The organism is Streptomyces sp. NPDC001406 (assembly GCF_042895285.1).
Classification (GTDB): Bacteria; Actinomycetota; Actinomycetes; order Streptomycetales; family Streptomycetaceae; genus Streptomyces.
In genome coordinates, this window is the sequence record NZ_JBIAWG010000018.1 from 42,123 (window position 1) to 64,606 (window position 22,484).

Here is a 22,484-nt window from a genome sequence, read left to right on the forward strand (position 1 = left end):
GCGGCATGACGACGGCAGTGAACAGCGAACTCCCCGTGGAGCTGCGGGGATTCAGACGGGTCCAACGCCTCGCGTACGAGTGCGCCGAGGCGGTGGCGGCACAGCTGGAGCCCGGGGTGACCGAGCGCGAGGCCGCGCGCATGCAGCGCGAGTGGCTGCGCGAGCGGGGCGTGCGGGACTGGTTCCACCTGCCCTTCGCCTGGTTCGGGGACCGGACGGCGTTCGTGAACTTCCGCGTGCCGCTCCAGTTCTTCCCGACCAACCGGCGCCTGGCGCCCGGGATGCCGTTCATCCTGGACATGGCCCCGGTGTACGAGGGATACACGGCGGACATCGGCTACTCGGGCTCGCTCGGCCTCAACCCGGTGCAGGACCGGCTGATGGCCGACCTGAAGGCGCACCGTGAGCTGATCCTGCGCGAGGTGCGCGAGCGGCGCCCGCTGCGCGAGATCTACGAGCACGTGGACCGCCTCATGGTCCGCCAGGGCTACGCGAACCGGCATCGCGCGTACCCCTTCGGGGTGATCGCGCACAAGGTGGACCGGGTGCGGCAGCGCCGCTGGTCGCCGCACCTGTTCGGATTCGGCACCCAGTCCCTGAAGGGCCTGGCGGCCGACGCGCTGCACGGCCACCGCGAGGGCTGGTCGCCCCTGTGGTCGCCGTACCGCTTCTCCGACCACCCGCCGCAGCCGGGCCTGTGGGCGGTCGAACCCCATCTCGGCTTCCGGGGTACGGGCGCGAAGTTCGAGGAGATCCTGGTCGTCACCGACTCCCGGGACCCCGAACAGAGCGCCTTCTGGCTGGACGACGATCTGCCGCACGTGCGGCGCTGGGCGGAGGACGAGTGACGACGCTGAAGGGCGCACGGGAGCGCCGGGTGCGGACGGGCGGGGTCGAGCTGTGCGTGGCGGAGCTCGGGGACCCGGCACAGCCGACGGTGGTCCTGGTGCACGGCTACCCGGACAGCAAGGAGGTCTGGTCGGAGGTCGCCGTCCGCCTCGCCGACCGCTTCCACGTGGTGCTCTACGACGTCCGGGGCCACGGCCGGTCGACGGCACCGAAGCCGCTGCGCGGCGGCTTCACGCTGGCGAAGCTCACCGACGACTTCCTGGCGGTCGTGGACGCGGTCAGCCCGGACCGGCCGGTGCACCTGGTGGGCCACGACTGGGGTTCGGTGCAGTCGTGGGAGTTCGTCACGGTCAAGCGCACCGAGGGGCGCATCGCCTCGTTCACCTCGATGTCCGGCCCGTCCCTCGACCACTTCGGTCACTGGATCAACGCGCGCGTGAAGCGCCCGACACCCCGCCGGGTGGGCCAGCTCCTGGGCCAGGGCGCCAAGTCCTGGTACGTGTACCTCCTGCACACGCCCGCCCTGCCCGAACTGGCCTGGCGCGGCCCCCTCGGCAAGCGCTGGCCGAAGATCCTGGAGCGGATCGAGAAGGTCCCCGGCGGCGACTACCCGACGTCCTCGCTGCCCACGGACGCCGCGAACGGCGCCTGGCTGTACCGGGACAACGTACGCTCCCGCCTGCTCAGGCCACGCCCGGACCCGTACGCGCACGCGCCCGTGCAGCTCATCACGCCCCTGGGGGACGCGTTCCTCTCCGAGAAGCTGTACGACGAACTGGAGCGGTGGGCTCCGCAGTCGACCCGGCGGACGCTGCCGGCCAAGCACTGGGTACCGCGCACCCGCCCCGATCAACTGGCCGCCTGGATCGACGAGTTCGTCACCGGGGTCGAGGGCGGCCGCCCCGAGGCGAAGCCCTCCGGACGCCACTCCGCACGGTTCAGCGGCCGGCTCGTGCTGGTCACCGGCGCCGGCAGCGGGATCGGGCGGGCGACGGCGTTCGCGTTCGCGGAGGCCGGCGCGCGCGTGGTGGCCGTCGACCGGGACGCGGAGTCCGCCGCCCGCACCGCGGAGCTGTCCCGGCTGCTCGGCGCGCCCAAGGCCTGGGCGCAGACCGTCGACGTCTCCGACGAGCAGGCCATGGAGAAGCTCGCCGAGAAGGTCGCCGACGAGTACGGCGTGGTGGACGTGCTGGTCAACAACGCCGGGATCGGGCTGTCGGGCTCCTTCTTCACCACGACGCCGGACGACTGGCGCAAGGTCCTGGACGTCAACCTGTGGGGTGTCATCCACGGCTGCCGTCTCTTCGGCGGACAGATGGCCGAGCGGGGCCAGGGCGGCCACATCGTCAACATCGCGTCGGCCGCCGCGTACCAGCCCTCCAAGGCGCTGCCCGCCTACAGCACCTCCAAGGCGGCCGTCCTGATGCTGTCCGAGTGCCTGCGCGCCGAACTCGCCGGCCAGGACATCGGCGTGACGGCGATCTGCCCCGGCTTCGTCAACACCAACATCACCTCCACCGCACGCTTCACCGGAGTGGACGCGCAGGAGGAACGCCGCCGCCAGAAGCGGACGGCGCGCCTGTACGGGATGCGCAACTACCCACCGGAGAAGGTCGCGGAGGCGATCCTGCGAGCGGTGACCCGCAACGAGGCGGTGGTACCGGTGACTCCGGAGGCCCGCGGCGCACACCTCATGTCCCGTTTCATGCCGGGGGCGTTGAGAGCGATCGCAAGGGTGGAGCCGCGAGTGTGAGACGGCAGCCTGCATAGCTGCGGGCAGTCGTGCCTCCCCCAAGCTCTGCGAGCAGGGGGACCCCCAGGCGGCACGGGTGGGCGGTGGGGGTCCCCCCTGCTCGAACGTAGTTGAGAGCTTGGGGGAGGCACCCCGCAAGCGCGGGCGAGCGAACCCACCCACCCGGGCACCAGCACCGGGCACCCCACCAAGGAACCCCACATGACCGACCCCCCGGCCAGCTCCGCGTACCGCATCGAAGACCTGGCCCACCACACCGGCACCACGGTGCGAACCATCCGCGCCTACCAGGACCGCGGCCTGCTCCCCCGCCCCGAACGCCGGGGCAGGGCCAACGTCTACTCCGACGTCCACGTCACCCGCCTCCGCCAGATCGCCGACCTCCTCGACCGCGGCTACACCCTGGCCTCCATCAAGGAACTCCTGGAGGCCTGGGACACCGGCCGCGGCCTGGGCGGCGTCCTCGGCCTGGTCACCGAGGTCGAGGGCCCGTGGACCGACGAGGAGCCCTCCCGGGTCTCCCGCGCGGAGCTGGACGCCCGCTTCGGCGGCACCCCCGACGACGACGCCGTGGCCGAGGCGGTCGAACTCGGCGTGCTCGAACCCGTACCCGCAGACCCCGAATCGTTCCTCGTGCCGAGTCCTCAAGAGCTGGCCGTCGCGGTCGAGTTGCACACGGCCGGAGTACCGCTGTCCGCGATCACCGGCCACCTGCGGGAGTTGAGGGTCCAGGTCGAGCACATAGCCACCCGTTTCCTGGAGTTCACGACCGAGCACGTCTTCGCCCGCTACCTGGACGACCCGCACCGTCTCACCGACGACCGAGCGGCGGAGGCGGCCTCGCTCGTACGGCGTCTGCGCCCCCTGGCGCAGCAGACCGTGGACGCCGAACTCGCCCGCGCGATGCGCCTGTTCGCCACCCGTCATCTGCGCCGACAGCTGAGCGCGGGAGAGCCACGAAAACCGGTCGAGGAGAGCCGTCCCGTACCGATCCCGGCAGAGACGATCCAGGCTGTGGAGCGGCTGGTTGGTGCCGAACGGGCTGCCGAGTTCATCGCGCTGGCAGCCGAACGAGAGGTGCGCGCCCGGCTCTTGGACGACCTGATGACAAGTCACGTCTCCATGACGGATCTTGACGAAACTCCCTGAATCGCCCACCACTTGTCCACACCTTCGTCAATTACCCTGTGGATAACCGGACTTGGTTGTGGACCAAACCTCCGAGCAAAAATAACCTGCGTGATCCGCGTCTCTCCCGCACGCTGGTGGAGTGAGTGAAAGAGAGATGGACGAGAGGCGCACCGTGAAGGTGTCGAAGTACCTCTCGAAGCACCTGCGGCACCAGCCCGAACGGATCGGCCTGACGCTCGACGAGGGCGGCTGGGTCGAGATCGACACCCTGATCGCCGCGGCAGCCGCGCACGGATTCCGGTTCAGCCGCGCCGAGCTCGACCATGTGGTGGCCGCCAACGACAAGAAGCGGTTCGCCGTCGAGGGCACCCGGATCCGCGCCAGCCAGGGCCACAGCATCGAGGTCGACCTCGGACTGCCCCCGGCGACCCCGCCGCCGTACCTGTACCACGGGACCGTCGCCCGCAACCTGGAGTCGATCCGCGCGGCGGGCCTCAGGCCGATGAACAGGCACGACGTACACCTCTCGGCCGACCGCGAGACCGCGACCCGGGTCGGCGCCCGCCGCGGCCGCCCCGTCGTACTGACCGTCGACGCGGCCGCCATGCACCGCGCCGGCCATGTCTTCCACATCAGCGCGAACGGCGTGTGGCTGACCAAGGCCGTACCACCGGAGTACCTCCGCTTCGCCGAGCCGCACCGACCCCCCTTCCGCTCGGCCTCACCCCGTGGCTGAGCGGCCGCATACGGTGACCGTTTCGGCCCTGGTCGCGGGCTCCCCTTAGGCTCGAACGCATGAGTCTGCGTCTGAGCACCGTGATCCTCCCGTACCGCCGCTGGCACGAAGGCGGCCGTTCGGCCTGGACGCGTGCCGAGCAGCTCGGCTTCCACACCGCCTACACCTACGACCACCTGACCTGGCGCAGCTTCCGCGACGGTCCGTGGTTCGGCGCCATACCGACGCTGACCGCCGCCGCGGCCGCCACCGACCACCTCCGCCTGGGCACGCTGGTGACCTCGCCGAACTTCCGGCACCCGGTGACCCTCGCCAAGGAGCTGATCTCGCTCGACGACATCTCCGGCGGCCGGATCACACTGGGCATCGGCGCGGGCGGCACCGGCTTCGACGCCACGGCGCTCGGCCAGGACCCGTGGAGCCCGCGCGAGCGCGCGGACCGCCTCGCCGAGTTCGTGCCGCTGCTGGACCGGCTGCTCACCGAGGACTCGGTGTCGTACGAGGGCGACTTCTACTCGGCGCTCGAGGCATACAACATCCCGGGCTGTGTGCAGCGCCCCCGGCTGCCCTTCGCGGTGGCCGCCACCGGCCCCCGCGGGCTGAAGCTCGCCGCGCGGTACGGGCAGGCGTGGGTGACCACCGGCGACCCCAAGCTGTACGAGAACGGCACTCCGGAGGAGTCGGTCCGGGCGCTGCGCGGCCAGACCGAGAAGCTGGCCGACGCCTGCGCCGCGCTCGGACGGGACGTGACCGGCCTCGACAAGATCCTGCTCACCGGCTTCACCCCGGACCGCGGCCGCCCGCTGGAGTCCCTGGACGCGTTCGTGGACTTCGCGGGCCGGCATCAGGAACTGGGCTTCACCGAGATCGTGCTCCACTGGCCCATCCCCGACTCGGACTTCGCCGCGGACGAGAAGGTCTTCGAGCAGATCGCCATGGAGGCCCTGGCGCAACTGGACTGACCCGGCCCGGTGCCACCCGGCCACATCGCCGTCGGCCACACGTCATCTGTGTCTCATCTGTGCGGGCTCTCGCACGGCCGTGCTGGCATATGCGCGAGAATGACCCGGTGACCTCAGCCACCGGAACGCCCGAGACCCCGGCCTCCCCCAAGCTCTCGACCGCGCTCGAGCAGGCAGGCAGCCCCGTCGTCCCGCCGCGGTTGATCGCCACCGACCTCGACGGCACCCTGCTGCGTGACGACAAGTCGGTCTCCCCGCGTACGGTCGCCGCGCTGGCCGCCGCCGAGGAAGCGGGCATCGAGGTCTTCTTCGTAACCGGCCGCCCGGCCCGCTGGATGGACGTGGTCAGCGACCACGTCCACGGCCACGGCCTGGCGATCTGCGGCAACGGCGCCGCCGTCGTCGACCTGCACGGCGGCCCCGGCACCCACCGGTTCGTGAAGGTGCGCGAACTGGCCCGGCAGAACGCCCTCGACGCCGTACGCCTGCTGCGCGACGCGGCGCCCGGCACGGTGTACGCGGTCGAGCAGACGTACGGCTTCCACCAGGAACCGGCCTATCCGAAGCTGCACATGGAGATACCGGACAGCCTGGCGCCGGCCGAGGAGCTCCTGGCACCCGACGGCCCGGGTGCCGCCGAGCCGGTGCTCAAGATCCTCGCCTATCACCCGGATCTCGACCCCGACGCGTTCCTCACCCTCGCCCGCCTCGCCGTCGGCGACCGTGCGAACGCCACCCGCTCCAGCCCCAGCGCCCTGCTGGAGCTCAGCGGCTCCGGCGTCTCCAAGGCCAGCACCCTCGCCCTGTGCTGCGCCGAGCGCGGCATCTCGCACGAGGAGGTCGTCGCCTTCGGGGACATGCCCAACGACGTGGAGATGCTGACCTGGGCGGGTCAGTCGTACGCGATGGGCAACGCGCACCCGGACGTGCTGGCCGCGGCGTCGGGCCGGACGGTCGCCAACAACGAGGACGGCGTGGCCGTCGTCATCGAGCAGTTGCTGACGGCCCGGGCGTAGCCTCACCGGACCGCGGGCGGGCTCGCCCGTACGGCGGGACCGCGTCAGCGCACGCCGCCCGGCAGACCTCGTCAGCGCACTCCAACCGGCAGCTCCGCCTCGGCCTCCCGCTCCACCATGGTGCGCAACGGCCCGTCCACGGCGGCCAGTTCGGCGTACGGTCCGTGCTGCACCACACGTCCCTCGTCCAGCACGATCACCTCGTCCACCGCGTCGAGTCCGGCGAGACGGTGGGTGATGAGCAGCGTCGTACGGCCCTCGGTGGCGGCCAGCAGATCGGCGGTGAGCGCGTCGGCGGTGGGCAGATCCAGGTGCTCGGCGGGCTCGTCGAGCACGAGGACCGGGAAGTCGGCGAGCAGCGCGCGGGCGAGCGCCAGCCGCTGCCGCTGTCCGCCGGACAGCCGCGCGCCGTGCTCGCCGACGAGCGTGTCGAGCCCGTCGGGCAGCCCGTCCGCCCAGTCGAGCAGCCGGGCCCGCGCCAGCGCGTCCCGCAGCTCCGCCTCGGTCGCGTCCTTCTTCGCGAGCAGCAGGTTCTCGCGGACGGAGCTGTCGAAGAGGTGCGCGTCCTGGGCGCACAGTCCGACGAGCCGCCGTACGTCGTCGCCGTCCAGCGCGTATGCGTCCACACCGGCCAGCGTGTAGGAGCCCGCGCTCGGGTCGAGGAACCGCAGCAGCACCTGGGCGAGGGTCGTCTTGCCGGACCCGGACGGCCCGACCACGGCGACCCGGCGCCCTTCCTCCAGTGTCAGGTCGAGCCCGGTGAGCGCCTGCCGGTGCTGCCCGGAGTACCGGGCGGCCAGCCCCTTCACCACGACCGGGAACGGTGACGCGGGCGCCTGCCGCGGCCGCTCCGGCTCCCGTACGGGCTCGGGGGCGTCCAGGATCTCGTACACGCGCTCCGCGCTCCGGCGCACCCGCTGCCGGTACCGCACGGCCACCGGCAGTCCGAGCACGGCCTCGAAGGCGGCCAGCGGAATGAGGACGACCACGGCCATCGCCACCCCGTCCAGCCGTCCCCCGGCGACCGCCTGGGCACCCAGCAGGGCGGTGGCCGCCACGGTCAGTCCGGAGATCAGCGCGGTGAGTCCGTCGCCGAGCGCGGTGGCGGTGGCGGCGCGCGAGGCGATCCGGGTGAGGGTGCCGTCGGCCCGCCGGGCCGCGTCGGTACGGGCGGGCAGCGCGCCGGCGACCGTCAGCTCGGCGGTGCCGGTGAGCAGGTCGGTCACTCGCGTCGCGAGGTCTCCCCGGGCGGGCGCCAGCCGTCGCTCGGCGCGCCGCGCCACGGCGCCGGTCAGCAGCGGTACGCCGATCCCGGCCGCGAGCAGTCCCGCCGCGAGCGCGGCTCCGGCCCCGGGCACCAGCCAGGCGGTGAACGCCACGGATCCGGCGGACACGGCCACCGCGACCCCCGCGGGCAGCAGCCAGCGCAGCCAGTAGTCCTGCAGCGCGTCCACGTCGGCGACGAGCCGGGACAGCAGGTCGCCCCTGCGGGCCGTACGGAGCCCGGCGGGCGCCAGCCGCTCCAGCCGCCGGTACACGGCGACCCGGGTGTCGGCCAGCATCCGCAGCACGGCGTCGTGCGACACCAGCCGCTCCGCGTACCGGAACACGGCCCGCCCGATCCCGAAGGCCCGGGTCGCCGTCACGGCCACCATCAGATACAGCACGGGCGGCTGTTGCGAGGCACGCGAGATGAGCCACCCGGAGGTGGCCATCAGCCCGACGGCACAGCCGAGCGCCAGACTCCCGAGCAGCAGCGCGAGGGCGAGGCGTCCGCGCCGGGGGCCGGCGAGAGCGCGGACACGGGCGAGGACCCGCCCCTTGGACTTCGTGGGGGCCGCTTCGGACCCGTCCTCGGCAGGACCGCCAGCCGGCACCTCCTCGACGGAGCGCGCTTCCTGCGCCCCGGCAACGGCGGAAGTGGGGGAGGCGGTGGCCGCGGTGGCGGAGGACTCGGCCGCCTCCAGCCGCACCACGCGGTCGGCGACACCGAGCAACGCCGGTCGGTGCACGACCAGCAGGACGGTCCGCCCCACCGCCAGCCGTCGCACCGCCGTCACGACCTCGGCCTCGGTCGCCCCGTCGAGCGCGGCTGTCGGCTCGTCCAGTAGCAGTACGGGCCGGTCGGCGAGGAACGCCCGGGCCAGCGCGAGCCGTTGCCGCTGCCCGGCGGAGAGCCCGGCCCCGTCCTCGCCGAGCACGGTCCCGGCCCCCTGGGGCAACGCGTCCACGAACTCCAGGGCCCCCGCGTCGCGCAGCGCCCGCCGTACGGCCTCGTCGTCCGCGTCGGGACGCGCCAGCCGTACGTTCTCCGTGATCGTCCCGGCGTACAGGTGCGGCCGCTGCGGCACCCAGGCGATGCGCGAGCGCCACTGCTCCAGGTCGACGTCGGCCAGACCGGCTCCCCCGATCCGCACCCGGCCCTCACTGGGCCGTACGAACCCGAGCAGGACGTTCAGCAGCGTCGACTTGCCCGCACCACTCGGCCCGACCAGGGCGACGGTCTCTCCGGGTTCGACGGCGAAGGAGACATCCGTCACGGCATCCGTGGACCGCCCGGGATACCGGACCGTCACGCCCTCGAAGGCGAGCGCTCCCGAGGGCACCGGCCCGTTCCCGGACTCGGGTACCGGTGTCTCCAGCACGGCGAAGATCTCCTCGGCGGCGGCAAGTCCCTCCGCCGCCGCGTGGTACTGCGCCCCCACCTGGCGCAGCGGCAGATACGCCTCGGGCGCCAGCACCAGGATGAGCAGCCCGGTGTACAGGTCCATGTCGCCGTGGACGAGCCGCATGCCGATCGTCACCGCGACCAGCGCGACCGACAGCGTCGCGAGCAGCTCCAGCGCGAAGGAGGAGAGGAAGGCGATCCGCAGGGTCCGCATGGTCGCCTGGCGGTACTCACCGGTGATACGGCGGATGGAGTCGGCCTGCGCCTTGGCACGCCCGAAGACCTTCAGGGTGGGCAGCCCCGCGACGACGTCCAGGAAGTGCCCCGAGAGCCGGGACAGCAGCCGCCACTGACGGTCCATCCGGGACTGGGTGGCCCAGCCGATCAGCGCCATGAAGAGGGGGATGAGCGGCAGGGTGCCGACGATGATCGCCGCCGACATCCAGTCCTCGGTGACGATCCGTGCCAGCACCGCGGCCGGTACGACCACCGCGAGCCCCAGCTGCGGCAGATAGCGCGAGAAGTAGTCGTCGAGGGCGTCGACACCACGCGTGGCGAGGGTGACCAGGGAACCGGTCCGCTGTCCGCTCAGCCACCCGGGGCCCAGTGCCGCGGCGCGCTCCAGGAGCCGTCCGCGCAGCTCGGACTTGACTGCCGCGCTCGCCCGGTGCGCGGCGAGCTCGGTGAGCCAGGAGACCAGCGCACGGCCGCCGGCGACGACCACCAACAACACCAGGGCGGTGCGCAGTTCACTCGCCGACCGGCCGTGCTGGAAGGCACCGACCACCACTTCGGCGATGAGCATGGCCTGGGCGATGACGAGTCCGGCGCCGAGGGCGCCCAGGGCGACGACTGCCACCAGGAAAAGTCGCGTGGCGCGGGCGTAGCGCAGAAGACGCGGATCGATTGGTTTCACGTGAAACATGCCCTTCGGCCCGAGGAGGGGTGTTTCACGTGAAACGTGATGAACACCCCTCCTGCCAGACTCAGTGTGCGGGTTCGGCGATGTGCTGCGTGCCGATCCGCTTGCGGAACACCCAGTACGTCCAGCCCTGGTAGAGCAGCACGATCGGCGTGGCGATCCCTGCGCACCAGGTCATGATCTTCAGGGTGTACGGGCTCGACGAGGCATTGGTGACCGTGAGGCTCCAGTCACCGTTGAGCGAGGAGGGCATGACGTTCGGGAAGAGCGACAGGAAGAGCATCGCCACGGCGGCCACGATCGTGACGCCGGACAGGGCGAACGACCATCCCTCGCGGCCCGCCTGGTTGGCCACCAGGGCGGCGACCAGTGCGACGACCGCCACGATCATGGCTGCCAGGCTCTTGCCGTCACCGCTGTCGACCTGCGTCCACAGCAGAAAGATCACTGCCAGCACGGCCGTGACGAGGCCGACCCTCAGCGCGAGCTTCCGTGCCCGCTCCCGGATGTCCCCGACCGTCTTGAGCGCGGTGAACACCGCACCGTGGAAGGTGAACAGCGTCAGCGTCACCAGGCCGCCGAGAAGCGCGTACGGGTTCAGCAGATCCCACACGCTGCCGACGTACTCGGCATGCTCGTCGATCTTCACGCCCCGCACGATGTTGCCGAAGGCCACACCCCACAGGAGGGCGGGGATCAGCGAGCTCCAGAAGATCGCGTTCTCCCAGTTGCGCTGCCAGTTCTCCTCGGGCCGCTTCGCCCGGTACTCGAAGGCGACACCCCGGACGATCAGGCTGACCAGGATGACCAGCAGCGGCAGATAGAAGCCGGAGAAGAGCGTGGCGTACCACTCGGGGAAGGCGGCGAAGGTCGCGCCGCCGGCCGTGAGCAGCCACACCTCGTTACCGTCCCAGACAGGGCCGATGGTGTTGATCAGCACCCGCTTCTCGGCCCGGTTCCGGGCAAGAAGCTTGGTGAGGATGCCGACCCCGAAGTCAAAACCCTCCAGGAAGAAGTAGCCGATCCACAGGACGGCGATCAGGACGAACCAGACGTCGTGAAGTTCCATGACTGCAGCTCCCTCGGCCTAGTACGAGAAGGCCATCGGCTTGTCGGCGTCACGGACCTCGCCGCCGATCTTCGTGGGCGGGTTGAGGTCGGCCTCGGTGAGCTCGGGCGGGCCGGACTTGACGTACTTCACCAGCAGCTTGACCTCGATCACGGCGAGGATCGCGTACAGCAGGGTGAAGACGGTCATCGAGGTGAGGACCTCGGCCTGGGAGACGCCGGGGGAGACCGCGTGGCGGGTCTGCAGGACGCCGTAGACGACCCAGGGCTGGCGGCCCATCTCGGTGAAGATCCAGCCCCAGGAGTTGGCGATCAGCGGGAAGGCCAGGGTCCAGATCGCGATGCGCCAGGACCAGGTGGTGAGCTTCGGGCCGAACGCCTTGTTCTTGAACAGGACCAGATGCGGCACTTCGTCATCGCTCACCCGCAGGTGCTGCGGCAGCATGAACCTCTTCCGGGTCAGCCAGAGTCCGGCCAGACCGATGGCGAAGGACGCCATGCCGAAGCCGATCATCCAGCGGAAGGACCAGAAGGTGACGGGGATGTTCGGCCGGTAATCACCGGGCCCGAACTTCTGCTGCTCGGCCTTGTTGACGTCGTTGATGCCGGGCACATAGGAGTTGAAGTCGTCGTTCGCGAGGAAGGACAGCACGCCCGGAACCTCTATCGCGACCGTGTTGTGGCCCTTCTCCACATCTCCGTACGCGAAGATCGAGAACGGTGCGGAGTCCTGGCCGTCCCACAGGGCCTCGGCGGCGGCCATCTTCATCGGCTGCTGCTTGAACATGACCTTGCCGAGGGTGTCGCCGCTGACCGCGGTGAGCAGACCGGCGATGACCACGGTGATCAGACCGAGCCGCAGCGAGGTCTTCATCTCCGTGATGTGCTTCTTGCGGGACAGGTGGTAGGCGGCGATGCCGACCATGAAGGCGCCGCCGGTCAGGAAGGCCGCGGCGAGCGTGTGGAAGGCCTGGGCAAGCGCGGTGTTCTGGGTCAGGACGTGCCAGAAGTCGGTGAGCTCGGCACGCCCCTTCGCCTTGTTGATCCGGTAGCCGACGGGGTGCTGCATCCATGAGTTCGCCGCGAGGATGAAGTACGCCGACAGGAACGTGCCGATCGAGACCATCCAGATGCAGGCCAGATGGATCTTCTTTGGCAGCTTGTCCCAGCCGAAGATCCACAGACCTATGAAGGTGGACTCGAAGAAGAAGGCGATCAGGGCCTCGAAGGCGAGCGGTGCGCCGAAAATGTCGCCGACGAAGCGTGAGTAGTCGGACCAGTTCATGCCGAACTGGAACTCCTGCACGATGCCGGTGACGACGCCCATCGCGATGTTGATCAGGAAAAGCTTGCCCCAGAACTTAGTCGCTCTGAGGTACTTCTCCTTTTCCGTGCGCACCCACGCCGTCTGCAGGCCGGCCGTGAGGGCCGCCAGCGAGATCGTCAAGGGCACGAACAGGAAGTGGTAGACGGTGGTGATGCCGAACTGCCAACGCGCCAGTGTCTCCGGCGCCAAAGCCAAGTCCACGTCGACAATCTCCTTACATGCCGTGGTCAAGCGGCAGTTTGCCCCTTATGTCACACACAACGGCGGAGCAACCGGGACACGCTTGTGAACGCGTTCACATTCACAAGCAATTATGACGCATGACCGTTCGATGTCGGAGGGGCGGGGGGTCCTAAGCGCAATCCGGCGGACCTGGCCGAAAAGGGCCGGTGGGCCCATGGCGCATGGGGGCTTCCCCTGCTCACGGTGACGCTTGATGGCGTCTGCGTTCCACGTGAAACGGACGCCCACCGAATCGTGGCGCCCGGCACGGTCGCGTTCTGGCCGGAGGGCGAGGCTGTCGCCCTCCCCTACGGCCCCACACCGGGCTCGCGAGGCGACGAGTGCCGCCTCGCGAGCCCGTGCAACGTCCCGGGCCGCCTCGACGGCGACCCGGGCAGCGTGGAGCTCATGGACGAGTAAGGCCTCCTCAGAGCTCCTTGCGGAACGCCTCCGCCACCTTCACGAAGATGTCGTTCGCCTCGTGCTCCCCGACCGTCACCCGCACACCCTCGCCGGGGAACGGCCGGACCACGACGCCGTGCTGTTCACAGGCAGCCGCGAAGGCGGCCGTGTCCTCTCCCAGCCGCAGCCAGACGAAGTTGGCCTGGGTCTCGGGCACCGTCCAGCCCTGGGCGCGCAGCGCGTCGAGCACACGCTGACGCTCGCACACCAGCGAACCGACCCGGCCGAGCAGTTCGTCCTCGGCACGCAGCGAGGCGATCGCCGCCTCCTGTGCAAGCTGGCTCACACCGAACGGCACGGCCGTCTTGCGCAGCGCCGCCGCCACCGGCTCATGCGCGATCGCGAACCCGACGCGCAGCCCGGCGAGTCCATAGGCCTTCGAGAAGGTACGCAGAACACAGACGTTCGGCCGGCTGCGGTAGAGCTCCGCGCCGTCCGGCACCTCCGGGTCGCGGATGAACTCCCGGTAGGCCTCGTCCAGCACCACCAGGACATCGCGGGGCACCCGGTCCAGGAACCGCTCCAGCTCGGCCCGCCGTACGACCGTGCCCGTCGGGTTGTTGGGGTTGCAGACGAAAATCAGCCGGGTCCGGTCGGTGATCGCGTCCGCCATCGCGTCCAGGTCGTGCACATCGCCCGGCGTGAGCGGCACCCGCACCGATCGCGCGCCGCTGATCTGCGTGATGATCGGGTACGCCTCGAAGGACCGCCAGGCGTAGATGACCTCGTCGCCGGGGCCGCTGGTGGCCTGGATCAGCTGCTGGGCGACGCCGACCGAGCCGGTGCCGGTGGCCAGATGGGAGAGCGGGACGTCGAAGCGCTCCGACAGCTCGTCCATCAGCCCGCCGCACGCCATGTCCGGGTAGCGGTTGAAGTTCGCGGCGGCCGCGGTCACCGACTCCATGACCCCGGACAGCGGAGGGTAGGGGTTCTCGTTGGAGGACAGCTTGTAGGCGACCGGGCCGTCGGCCGCGGCGGGCTTTCCCGGCTTGTAGGTGGGGATACCCTCCAGCTCGGCGCGCAGCCTCGGGCTCGTCTCGCTCACCGCAGTCCTCCTCGCGACCCCCGGCGGACCGTCCGCGCCGCCGGCTTCCAATACTGCTCACCTTATGAGGATTCGGCGCTCCTGCGTACAGGTGCGGAGCGACGGGAAACAGTGAGGCGCAAACCACATCAGCCCCACCCGCATCAGGGGCATCACCGCATGAAGATGTACGAAACGGGGGGCGCGTCGCACATATATCTACGCGCCGGTGGCTCACGCCGTGGCGCGCATCGCTCGTGAAGGTGAGTTGAGACCTCTTCGAAACATCGGGCCCTTGGCAGGCCCATGCGCGCCGACAAGTCACGTCCTGCCATTGGATCGTTCAACTGACTTTCTTTCTAAGGCAGTTGATCCCTTATGACCATGCAGAAACGTGCCTGTCAACGCGTGCATATGCGTCCGCACTACCCCACCGCCTGAGCCCTACTATCGGCTCGCCATGACAGCAGCAGGGAAGCACCAGGTGAGCCGCGCGGAAACCTCACGTCGAGGCAGTCGGCCGGGTCGAGCAGGCATCAGAGACGTCGCCGCCGCCGCCGGGGTCTCCATCACGACCGTGTCCGACGCCCTCAACGGCAAGGGCCGGCTCCCGGACGCCACCCGGCGCCATGTCCGCGAGGTCGCCGACCGGCTGGGGTACCGCCCCTCGGCCGCCGCCCGCACACTCCGTACCGGCAAGTCGGGGCTCATCGGCCTGACCGTGACGACGTACGGGGATGAACCTTTCACCTTCACCGAGTTCGCGTACTTCGCCGAAATGGCCCGCGCCGCGACCTCGGCCGCACTCGCCCGCGGCTACGCCCTGGTGATCCTGCCCGCGACCTCGCGCCACGACGTGTGGTCGAACGTCGCCCTGGACGGCACGGTCGTCATCGACCCCTCCGACCAGGACCCGGTGGTCAGCGAGCTGGTCCGGCAGGGCCTGCCGGTCGTCTCCGACGGCCGCCCGGCCGGTTCGCTCCCGGTCACGGCATGGGTCGACAACGATCACGAGGCCGCCGTACTCGGCATCCTCGACCATCTCGCCGACGCGGGCGCCCGCCGGATCGGCCTGCTCACGGGGACGACGACGGACACGTACACCCATCTGTCGACCACCGCGTATCTGCACTGGTGCGAACGGGTCGGCCAGGACCCGGTGTACGAGGCCTACCCGGCGCACGACCCGTGTGCCGGCGCCGTCGCCGCCGACCGGCTGCTGGCCCGCCCCGACCGCCCCGACGCCGTCTACGGCCTCTTCGACCCCAACGGCACCGACCTGCTGGCCGCCGCCCGCCGCTACGGCCTGCGCGTCCCGGACGATCTGCTGCTGGTGTGCTGCAGCGAGTCCACGGTGTACGCCAACACCGAGCCGCCCATCACCACGCTCTCCCTGAAGCCCCGGCGCATCGGCACGGCCGTGGTCCAGCTCCTCATCGACGCCATCGAGGGAGTCGAGTCCGAGTACCCGGTCGAGCAGGTGATACCGACCGAACTGATCGTGCGCACATCGTCCCAGCGCCGTTCGCCGCGTACGACGGTCAGCCCGCCGCGGGTGCCGGAGGAGAAATAGCACCACTGGGCCGATGGGCCGGGCTCGTGGAAGCCCGGCCGGACCTTCGGAAGGGGCAGCGGCAACGGGGGCCGACGGTCACGAGTGCATCACACCTTCGGGGCCCGGCTCGACAGCCGCCCGCGGGGACTCATCGGCTCGACGGCAGCCGTCGTCCGCATCACAACAGCGGGTCGCCGGGGTGCGACAGCGGGTCGTCAGCCTGACGCCAGGAGGTCGTCCGCTCGGTGCCAGGGGTTCTTCAGGCGGCCAACGGAAGGTGAAAGCCCTGCCCAAACGGGGCGAAAGCCGCGTTGAACTGGAGTCTTGCTCCGATTCACCACCCCTGGGTCATCACATGGCGCGATCCGCATTCCTATGATGGGCCCACGACACCGCGGGCCGCTGCGACCAGGCAGTCCGAACCGGTGCAGATGCGGCGCGATGGTGGAGGGGTCTGATGACTCAGGGGGCCGGTCAGGGACCCGAAGTGGAGCGGACGGCGACGTTGCGCGACTTCCGGGTACCCGGGTACGTCCATGAGACCGGTCCGTATGCCCACAGCACCCACCCCGGCAACACCGTCGCCCCCGTGGACGAGGGCTACCCGGAGGGGTACACACCGACCCAGCGCGACCTGCCCGTCATCAACCGGGGCGACACGCTCCAGGTGCCCGTCGAACCGGCGGCCGCACCGGCCCCGCGCCAGACCACCGGCACGGGCCCGCTGTATGTCGTCGGGGACGTGCACGGCTATCTAGACGACCTGATCGCCGCCCTCCGGGAGAAGGGCCTGATCGACTCGGCCGGCCAGTGGTGCGCGGGCACCGCCCGGCTGTGGTTCCTCGGTGACTTCACCGACCGCGGCCCGGACGGCATCGGCGTCATCGACCTGGTGATGCGGCTGTCCGCCGAGGCCGCCGCGGCCGGCGGCTACTGCAAGGCGCTCATGGGCAACCACGAACTCCTGCTGCTCGGCGCCAAGCGGTTCGGCGACACCCCCGTCAACTCCGGCGCGGGCACCGCCACCTTCCAGGCGGCCTGGCTGCTCAACGGCGGCCAGAAGACCGACATGGACCGCCTCCAGGACCACCATCTGCAGTGGATGGCCCGCCTCGACGCCGTCGAGGAGGTCGACGGCTATCTGCTCGTCCACTCCGACACCACCGCCTACCTGGACTACGGCGACTCGATCGAGGCGGTCAACGACACCGTCCGCGAGACGCTCACGCGCAACGACGCGGACGAATGCTGGGACCTGTTCCGCAAGTTCACCAAGCGCTTCTCCTTCCGCGACGAGGGCGGCGCCGACGCCGTACGCTCCCTCCTCGATACGTACGGCGGTACGCGCATCGTTCACGGTCACAGCCCCATTCCGTACCTGCTGGGCGAGGTCGGGTCGGAGGACGGCGAGGAGGATGCCGGTCCCGTGGTCGAAGGACCGCACGTCTACGCCGAAGGCCTGGCCATCGCCATGGACGGCGGTGTGACCATGGCCGGAAAGCTGCTGGTCCAGCAACTTCCCCTGGATAACTGAGCGTTCCACGGGCAGGCGTCCCCCGACGGCGTACATGCAGGCCAGCACCCAATTTCTGGCAACCCCCTGTCACCGCGTGCCGTCGCGGCTCTACCATCGGCTTATCCGTAGCAGGCTCCCCTCCGTTTCTGCCCGACGGCTCGCCGGCGTGCGAGCCCCAAGCCCTACGGAGCATCGGGGGATGCACATGAACAGCGTTCCGCAGCACCTGCACAGCGAGGACCGCCAGGAATACGAGCGGATCCTCGATGAGGCGCTGCGCTCCGCACCACACCGCCCGGAACTGGCCGCTGTGGGACAGCGGCTGAACACCGAACAGCTGCGCACCATGGCGCTGAACGCCACCACACTCATCACGGCGGCCGCGGCGACCGAGTACCAGCACTATGTGAAGGTCCGCGAGGAACTGCGCCAACCGGCGCCGTCCACCCCGTCGTCCAGCGGTGAATCCGGCTCCGGTGAGCCGGGCGTCGCGGGCGCGATGGGGCTCGCCACCACCCTCGGCGAGGCCGCCGAGACCACCGGCGCGGGCGCCGTCGCCGTCGTCGCGGTCCTCGCCCCCGTCCTCGCCGGAACCGCCGCGGCGATATTCCTGCTGGTCGGCTACATACTGAAGATGCTGGACCCCGAGCCGGCATTCGCTCAGACCATGCTGACGGCGGGATGGGTGTTCGGCGCCATGACCGCGGCCGCGATCCTCGTCGCCGCGGTCGGGCTGCTGCTCACCGCCCTGCGCAACAGCCCCTCGCTGGACGCCGGAGCCTACGGCGAGGCGAACGGAGAGGTGGCCCGGGCCAGGGAAGCCTGGCGAGAAGCCCTGCTGGAGCGCGGCTTCCTCCCCTTCCTGCAGGAAGCCCTCGCCAACCCCGGCACGACCGCACTGCACCGCACGACCCCGCCGGCGCCGACCAGCCGCATGCCGCGCCTCGGCTACGACCGCCCGGGCTTCAGCAGCCCCGACGACGGCGGCACCCCGGGCCCACGCCCGAGCTTCACCAGCCCGGACTACACGAGCCCGGACTTCGGAGGCCCGGAACACCAGCCGGAATAGCCCCGGCCTGCGCCCCGGGTGGGGCGCAAGCCGGGCAACCGGCAACGGAGTAACCGCCGGATCAGTCGGCGATCGGCAGATACACCCGATTACCCGCGGCCGCGAACTCCTTCGACTTCTGAGCCATGCCCTCCTCGATCTCCACCCGGCTGCCACCGTGTTCACGGCGGATGTCCTGGGAGATCTTCATCGAGCAGAACTTCGGCCCGCACATCGAGCAGAAGTGAGCGGTCTTGGCCGGCTCCGCCGGCAGGGTCTCGTCGTGGAACTCCCGTGCCGTGTCCGGGTCCAGGGCGAGGTTGAACTGGTCCTCCCACCGGAACTCGAAGCGCGCGTCGGACAGCGCGTCGTCCCACTCCTGCGCACCGGGGTGCCCCTTGGCGAGGTCGGCTGCGTGGGCGGCGATCTTGTAGGTGATGACGCCGGTCTTGACGTCGTCACGGTTGGGCAGGCCCAAGTGCTCCTTGGGCGTGACATAGCAGAGCATGGCCGTGCCCCACCAGGCGATCATCGCGGCACCGATGCCGGAGGTGATGTGGTCGTACGCCGGCGCGACGTCCGTCGTCAGCGGGCCGAGCGTATAGAACGGAGCTTCATCGCAGATCTCCTGCTGAAGGTCGATGTTCTCCTTGATCTTGTGCATCGGGACGTGTCCCGGCCCCTCGATCATGGTCTGAACATCAAAACGCTTGGCGATCCGGTTGAGTTCCCCGAGCGTTCGCAGTTCCGCGAACTGCGCCTCGTCGTTGGCGTCGGCGATCGAGCCCGGCCGAAGGCCGTCGCCCAGCGAGTACGTGACGTCGTAGGCGGCGAGGATCTCGCAGAGTTCCTCGAAGTTCTCGTACAGGAACGACTCCTTGTGGTGCGCGAGGCACCAGGCCGCCATGATCGAGCCGCCGCGCGAGACGATGCCGGTCTTGCGGTTCGCGGTGAGCGGGACGTACGGCAGGCGGACGCCCGCGTGGACCGTCATGTAGTCCACGCCCTGCTCGGCCTGCTCGATGACCGTGTCCTTGTAGATCTCCCAGGTCAGCTCCTCGGCCCTGCCGTCGACCTTCTCCAGGGCCTGATAGAGCGGCACCGTGCCGATGGGGACGGGGGAGTTGCGCAGCACCCACTCGCGGGTGGTGTGGATGTTGCGGCCCGTGGACAGGTCCATGACCGTGTCGGCGCCCCAGCGGGTCGCCCAGGTCATCTTCTCGACCTCCTCCTCGATGGAGGATGTCACCGCGGAGTTGCCGATGTTGGCGTTGACCTTCACCAGGAACCGCTTGCCGATGATCATCGGCTCGATCTCCGGGTGGTTGACGTTGGCGGGCAGCACGGCCCGGCCTGCCGCGATCTCCTCACGGACGACCTCGGGAGCAACGTTCTCCCGGACGGCCACGAACTCCATCTCCGGCGTGATCTCGCCCCGGCGCGCATACGCGAGCTGGGTGACCGCCGTGCCGGCACGGCCGCGGCGCGGCAGACGCGGACGTCCGGGGAAGACCGCGTCGAGGTTGCGCAGACCGCCGCGGGGAGAAGTGTGCTTGACCCCGTCGTCCTCGGGACGGACGGGACGGCCCGCGTACTCCTCCGTGTCACCACGAGCGATGATCCAGTTCTCCCGCAGCGGCGGTAGGCCCCTGCGGACGTCTGTCTCGACGAGTGGATCGGTGTACGGGCCGGAGGTGTCGTACAGCGTGACCGACTGCCCGTTGGTGAGGTGCACCTGGCGAACCGGCACACGTACATCGGAGCGTGAGCCCTCGACATACCCCTTGTGCCAGCCGATGGACTTCCCGGCCTCACCCTGGGCAGGGTTCTGCATGGAGGCAGGCGTGCGTGCGTCCTTGTTGGTCATGAGACCTACTCCCTACGCCGGCATTACCCGGTAACAGGTTCAGCGGTCGACGCAGCGGTTTCCGTCTCAGTCGGCGTTTCATGTGAAACATCACTCTGTTCCACGTGAAACATCGCGAATACGGAGGTCAGCGCCCTCTCAGCCCGGTGCTCCGAGCTCCCGCGTGTGCAAAGGTGCCTCCACGCTAGCGTCAATTCGGCCTCGGTGAACAGAGGGCCCCTACCGTTCTTGCGATGATCTGGCGGTGACCACGACACAGCAGTACCCCTACCCGCCGCCCGAGCCGCCGCGCCGACCCGGCCCCGGACAGCGCGGCGGACACGAGCACGAGGGCCACGGTGCCGGTGACGAGAACCACCACGGGCACGGCCATGGACAGACCCCAGGACACGGACACGGCTCCGGAAACGGCGGCGGCCACGGCCACTCGCACAGCCACAGCCATGGCCCCGCCGCGCCCGTCTCCCAGCATCTGCGCAAGGTCATCGCTGCGATCCTGATCCCCTTCACCGCGGCGGTCGTGGTCGGACTCGTCGTGCTCTGGCCCGGTGGAGCCCCGCCGCACCAGCGCACGGGAGTCGGCTTCGACCGGCAGACGCAGCAGGCCACGGTCACCAAGGTCGTCGAGCTGAGCTGCAAGTCGGTGAACGCCTCGGGGCAGACTCCGACGGGCGACACCTCCACCGCCGAGGGCAACTCCGCTCAGCAGGAGGCGAACGGCACCTGCAAGAAGGCGACGATCCAGGTCGACACCGGCAAGGACAAGGGCCGTACCTTCACGGAGATCGTGCAGCCGGACCAGTCACGACAGTTGCACGAGGGCGAGAAGGTCGTGGTCGCCTACGAGCCCTCGGCGCCCAAGGACCTGCAGTACTCGGTCACCGATGTGAACCGGAAGTTCCCGATGGCGCTGCTCGCCGGCATCTTCGCGCTCGCCGTCGTGGTGGTGGGCCGGTTGCGCGGTGTCATGGCGCTGGTCGCGCTGGCCGTCAGCTTCATGGTGCTGACCCTCTTCATCCTGCCCGCGATCCTGCAGGGCTCGAATCCACTGGTCGTGGCGGTGGTCGGGTCGAGCGCCATCATGCTGATCGCGCTCTATATGTGCCACGGCCTGTCGGCCCGCACCTCGGTCGCGGTGCTCGGCACGCTGGTGTCGCTCCTGCTGATCGGCATCCTGGGCTCGGAGTTCATCGACTGGGCCGCGCTGACGGGCAACACCGACGACAACACCGGTCTGATCCATGGCCTGTACCCGTCGATCGACATGAGCGGTCTGCTGCTGGCCGGCGTCATCATCGGTTCGCTCGGCGTCCTGGACGACGTGACCGTGACCCAGACCTCGGCCGTGTGGGAACTGCACGAGGCCAATCCGACGATGGGCTGGCGCGGGCTGTACCGGGCGGGCATCCGCATCGGCCGTGACCACATCGCATCCGTCGTCAACACGCTCGTACTCGCCTACGCCGGTGCCGCGCTGCCGCTGCTGCTGCTCTTCTCGATCGCGCAGAGCAGCGTGACGACCGTAGCCAACAGCGAACTGGTGGCGGAGGAGATAGTGCGCACCCTGGTGGGCTCGATCGGCCTGGTCGCCTCGGTGCCGGTCACCACGGCCCTGGCCGCCCTCGTGGTGTCGGCCGACCGGCCGGGACAGGGGGCGGGGAAGCCGGCCGAGGTCCAGTCGGCCGCGACGCGCGGCGGCCGGGGGCGGCGCCGCAAGAGGTGACGCTCCGGCAGAAACGGTGACCTATGAGGAGAACCGGTTCCCTATGAGGAGAAGCGTTACTGCAGTGCTCCGCACGTCACTGTGGGGCGCCTCGCCCTCCATGCCGTAGCGCGTCAGCCTGCGCTCTGCTCCTCGGCCAGGATACGGTTCAGGGCCTCGTCGAGATGAGCGTCGAAGTCCGCCAGCGCCCCCTCCTGGCCGAGCGGCACCAACTTGTCCGTGCGGTCGAGGAAGGCCACCAGCGGCGGCGCCGAGGACCGGAACACCGCCTGGTCGCCACCGACCTGAAGCCGGATCAGCACCTCTCCCAGCACGTCCGTGTCGGCAGGCGCGATGTGCACATCACCGTCCCCGCACGGCCGGCCCACGCCGTCGATCAGCAGCTCGCGCCCGAAAGCCCAGGTCACCGGGGCATCTCCGGGCAGATGGAAGGTCAGCCGCACGGCATAGGGGTCACAGGTCTCGTAACGCAACTCCACCGGAATGCGAAAGGAGAGCTCCTCGGACACGAGAAAGCTCATCATGACCTCTGCCTGTACGGACTCGCGCATCGCCTACCCCGTCTTATGACACCGACCGGCCGGATTGATTCCTTTGACGCTGGTCAAATCTTGCAGAAAGTACACGTGAGATCA

16 protein-coding genes, 1 pseudogene and 1 riboswitch are annotated in these 22,484 nt (G+C 69.9%); of the genes and pseudogenes, 11 read left to right on the forward strand and 6 right to left on the reverse strand.

Going from position 1 to position 22,484, the window contains the following annotated elements:
• The first annotated feature begins 5 nt into the window (after nt 1–5).
• The 6 genes from ACFY1J_RS35940 to ACFY1J_RS35965 all read left to right on the forward strand — a co-directional run bounded on the left by ACFY1J_RS35940 (nt 6) and on the right by ACFY1J_RS35965 (nt 6,447).
• A complete protein-coding gene (locus tag ACFY1J_RS35940) occupies nt 6–848 on the forward strand; it encodes a M24 family metallopeptidase (RefSeq protein WP_390708390.1) in 843 nt (280 codons plus the stop codon).
• On the forward strand, nt 845–2,602 hold the full coding sequence (locus ACFY1J_RS35945) for an SDR family oxidoreductase (protein WP_390732660.1): 1,758 nt from the start codon (nt 845–847) through the stop codon (nt 2,600–2,602). The genes ACFY1J_RS35940 and ACFY1J_RS35945 overlap by 4 nt, the downstream gene beginning before the upstream one ends.
• Nucleotides 2,603–2,803: 201 nt before the next feature.
• A complete protein-coding gene (locus ACFY1J_RS35950; RefSeq protein ID WP_390732661.1) occupies nt 2,804–3,751 on the forward strand; it encodes a MerR family transcriptional regulator in 948 nt (315 codons plus the stop codon).
• A gap of 136 nt (nt 3,752–3,887) precedes the next feature.
• Nucleotides 3,888–4,469 (forward strand): RNA 2'-phosphotransferase, encoded by a 582-nt coding sequence (locus ACFY1J_RS35955; protein WP_390708557.1) that lies wholly within the window; start codon nt 3,888–3,890, stop codon nt 4,467–4,469.
• Nucleotides 4,470–4,528: 59 nt separating this feature from the next.
• Entirely contained in the window at nt 4,529–5,431 is a 903-nt protein-coding gene (locus ACFY1J_RS35960) for an LLM class flavin-dependent oxidoreductase (protein ID WP_390708387.1), read from the forward strand.
• A gap of 89 nt (nt 5,432–5,520) precedes the next feature.
• Entirely contained in the window at nt 5,521–6,447 is a 927-nt protein-coding gene (locus ACFY1J_RS35965) for an HAD-IIB family hydrolase (RefSeq protein WP_390708386.1), read from the forward strand.
• A 71-nt stretch (nt 6,448–6,518) separates the two neighbouring features.
• On the opposite strand, the gene cydD is transcribed toward ACFY1J_RS35965, so the two are convergent.
• The 3 genes from cydD to ACFY1J_RS35980 form a co-directional block, all read right to left on the reverse strand.
• The gene (cydD, locus tag ACFY1J_RS35970; RefSeq protein ID WP_390708385.1) at nt 6,519–10,040 is read right to left on the reverse strand and encodes a thiol reductant ABC exporter subunit CydD; all 3,522 of its coding nucleotides are present in this window, start codon (nt 10,038–10,040) and stop codon (nt 6,519–6,521) included.
• 61 nt (nt 10,041–10,101) lie between these two features.
• On the reverse strand, nt 10,102–11,106 hold the full coding sequence (cydB, locus tag ACFY1J_RS35975) for a cytochrome d ubiquinol oxidase subunit II (RefSeq protein ID WP_390708384.1): 1,005 nt from the start codon (nt 11,104–11,106) through the stop codon (nt 10,102–10,104).
• A gap of 18 nt (nt 11,107–11,124) precedes the next feature.
• Entirely contained in the window at nt 11,125–12,633 is a 1,509-nt protein-coding gene (locus tag ACFY1J_RS35980) for a cytochrome ubiquinol oxidase subunit I (RefSeq protein ID WP_390732662.1), read from the reverse strand.
• 237 nt (nt 12,634–12,870) lie between these two features.
• On the opposite strand from ACFY1J_RS35980, the pseudogene ACFY1J_RS35985 reads away from it, so the two are divergent.
• A pseudogene (locus ACFY1J_RS35985) lies at nt 12,871–13,074 on the forward strand (cyclophilin-like family protein); the annotation flags it as partial.
• Between the two features lie 7 nt (nt 13,075–13,081).
• On the opposite strand, the gene hisC reads toward ACFY1J_RS35985, so the two are convergent.
• The gene (hisC, locus tag ACFY1J_RS35990) at nt 13,082–14,161 is read right to left on the reverse strand and encodes a histidinol-phosphate transaminase (protein ID WP_390708382.1); all 1,080 of its coding nucleotides are present in this window, start codon (nt 14,159–14,161) and stop codon (nt 13,082–13,084) included.
• A gap of 439 nt (nt 14,162–14,600) precedes the next feature.
• On the opposite strand from hisC, the gene ACFY1J_RS35995 reads away from it, so the two are divergent.
• The 3 genes from ACFY1J_RS35995 to ACFY1J_RS36005 all read left to right on the forward strand — a co-directional run bounded on the left by ACFY1J_RS35995 (nt 14,601) and on the right by ACFY1J_RS36005 (nt 18,280).
• A complete protein-coding gene (locus ACFY1J_RS35995) occupies nt 14,601–15,713 on the forward strand; it encodes a LacI family DNA-binding transcriptional regulator (RefSeq protein ID WP_390708381.1) in 1,113 nt (370 codons plus the stop codon).
• 439 nt (nt 15,714–16,152) lie between these two features.
• The gene (locus tag ACFY1J_RS36000; protein ID WP_363296097.1) at nt 16,153–17,229 is read left to right on the forward strand and encodes a metallophosphoesterase; all 1,077 of its coding nucleotides are present in this window, start codon (nt 16,153–16,155) and stop codon (nt 17,227–17,229) included.
• A 181-nt stretch (nt 17,230–17,410) separates the two neighbouring features.
• On the forward strand, nt 17,411–18,280 hold the full coding sequence (locus ACFY1J_RS36005; RefSeq protein WP_390708380.1) for a hypothetical protein: 870 nt from the start codon (nt 17,411–17,413) through the stop codon (nt 18,278–18,280).
• 61 nt (nt 18,281–18,341) lie between these two features.
• On the opposite strand, the gene thiC is transcribed toward ACFY1J_RS36005, so the two are convergent.
• Nucleotides 18,342–20,126, reverse strand: coding sequence for a phosphomethylpyrimidine synthase ThiC (thiC, locus tag ACFY1J_RS36010; RefSeq protein WP_390708379.1), 1,785 nt, complete (start codon nt 20,124–20,126; stop codon nt 18,342–18,344).
• A riboswitch (TPP riboswitch) is annotated at nt 20,119–20,299 on the reverse strand. (Overlaps the previous gene by 8 nt.)
• Nucleotides 20,300–20,370: 71 nt before the next feature.
• On the opposite strand from thiC, the gene ACFY1J_RS36015 reads away from it, so the two are divergent.
• A complete protein-coding gene (locus tag ACFY1J_RS36015) occupies nt 20,371–21,849 on the forward strand; it encodes a YibE/F family protein (protein ID WP_390708378.1) in 1,479 nt (492 codons plus the stop codon).
• A gap of 113 nt (nt 21,850–21,962) precedes the next feature.
• On the opposite strand, the gene ACFY1J_RS36020 is transcribed toward ACFY1J_RS36015, so the two are convergent.
• Nucleotides 21,963–22,400: an SsgA family sporulation/cell division regulator gene (locus tag ACFY1J_RS36020; RefSeq protein ID WP_390708377.1), complete on the reverse strand. Its 438-nt coding sequence runs from the start codon at nt 22,398–22,400 to the stop codon at nt 21,963–21,965.
• Between the last annotated feature and the right edge of the window lie 84 nt (nt 22,401–22,484).

Bases quoted from the DNA above. Each gene is read 5' to 3' on its own strand.
- ACFY1J_RS35940 (WP_390708390.1), top strand. From the start codon at position 6: ATGACGACGGCAGTGAACAGCGAACTCCCCGTGGAGCTGCGGGGATTC.
- ACFY1J_RS35950 (WP_390732661.1), top strand. From the start codon at position 2,804: ATGACCGACCCCCCGGCCAGCTCCGCGTACCGCATCGAAGACCTGGCC.
- ACFY1J_RS35955 (WP_390708557.1), top strand. From the start codon at position 3,888: ATGGACGAGAGGCGCACCGTGAAGGTGTCGAAGTACCTCTCGAAGCAC.
- ACFY1J_RS35960 (WP_390708387.1), top strand. From the start codon at position 4,529: ATGAGTCTGCGTCTGAGCACCGTGATCCTCCCGTACCGCCGCTGGCAC.
- ACFY1J_RS35965 (WP_390708386.1), top strand. From the start codon at position 5,521: ATGCGCGAGAATGACCCGGTGACCTCAGCCACCGGAACGCCCGAGACC.
- cydD (WP_390708385.1), bottom strand. From the start codon at position 10,040: ATGTTTCACGTGAAACCAATCGATCCGCGTCTTCTGCGCTACGCCCGC.
- cydB (WP_390708384.1), bottom strand. From the start codon at position 11,106: ATGGAACTTCACGACGTCTGGTTCGTCCTGATCGCCGTCCTGTGGATC.
- ACFY1J_RS35995 (WP_390708381.1), top strand. From the start codon at position 14,601: ATGACAGCAGCAGGGAAGCACCAGGTGAGCCGCGCGGAAACCTCACGT.
- ACFY1J_RS36000 (WP_363296097.1), top strand. From the start codon at position 16,153: ATGACTCAGGGGGCCGGTCAGGGACCCGAAGTGGAGCGGACGGCGACG.
- ACFY1J_RS36005 (WP_390708380.1), top strand. From the start codon at position 17,411: ATGCACATGAACAGCGTTCCGCAGCACCTGCACAGCGAGGACCGCCAG.
- thiC (WP_390708379.1), bottom strand. From the start codon at position 20,126: ATGACCAACAAGGACGCACGCACGCCTGCCTCCATGCAGAACCCTGCC.
- ACFY1J_RS36020 (WP_390708377.1), bottom strand. From the start codon at position 22,400: ATGCGCGAGTCCGTACAGGCAGAGGTCATGATGAGCTTTCTCGTGTCC.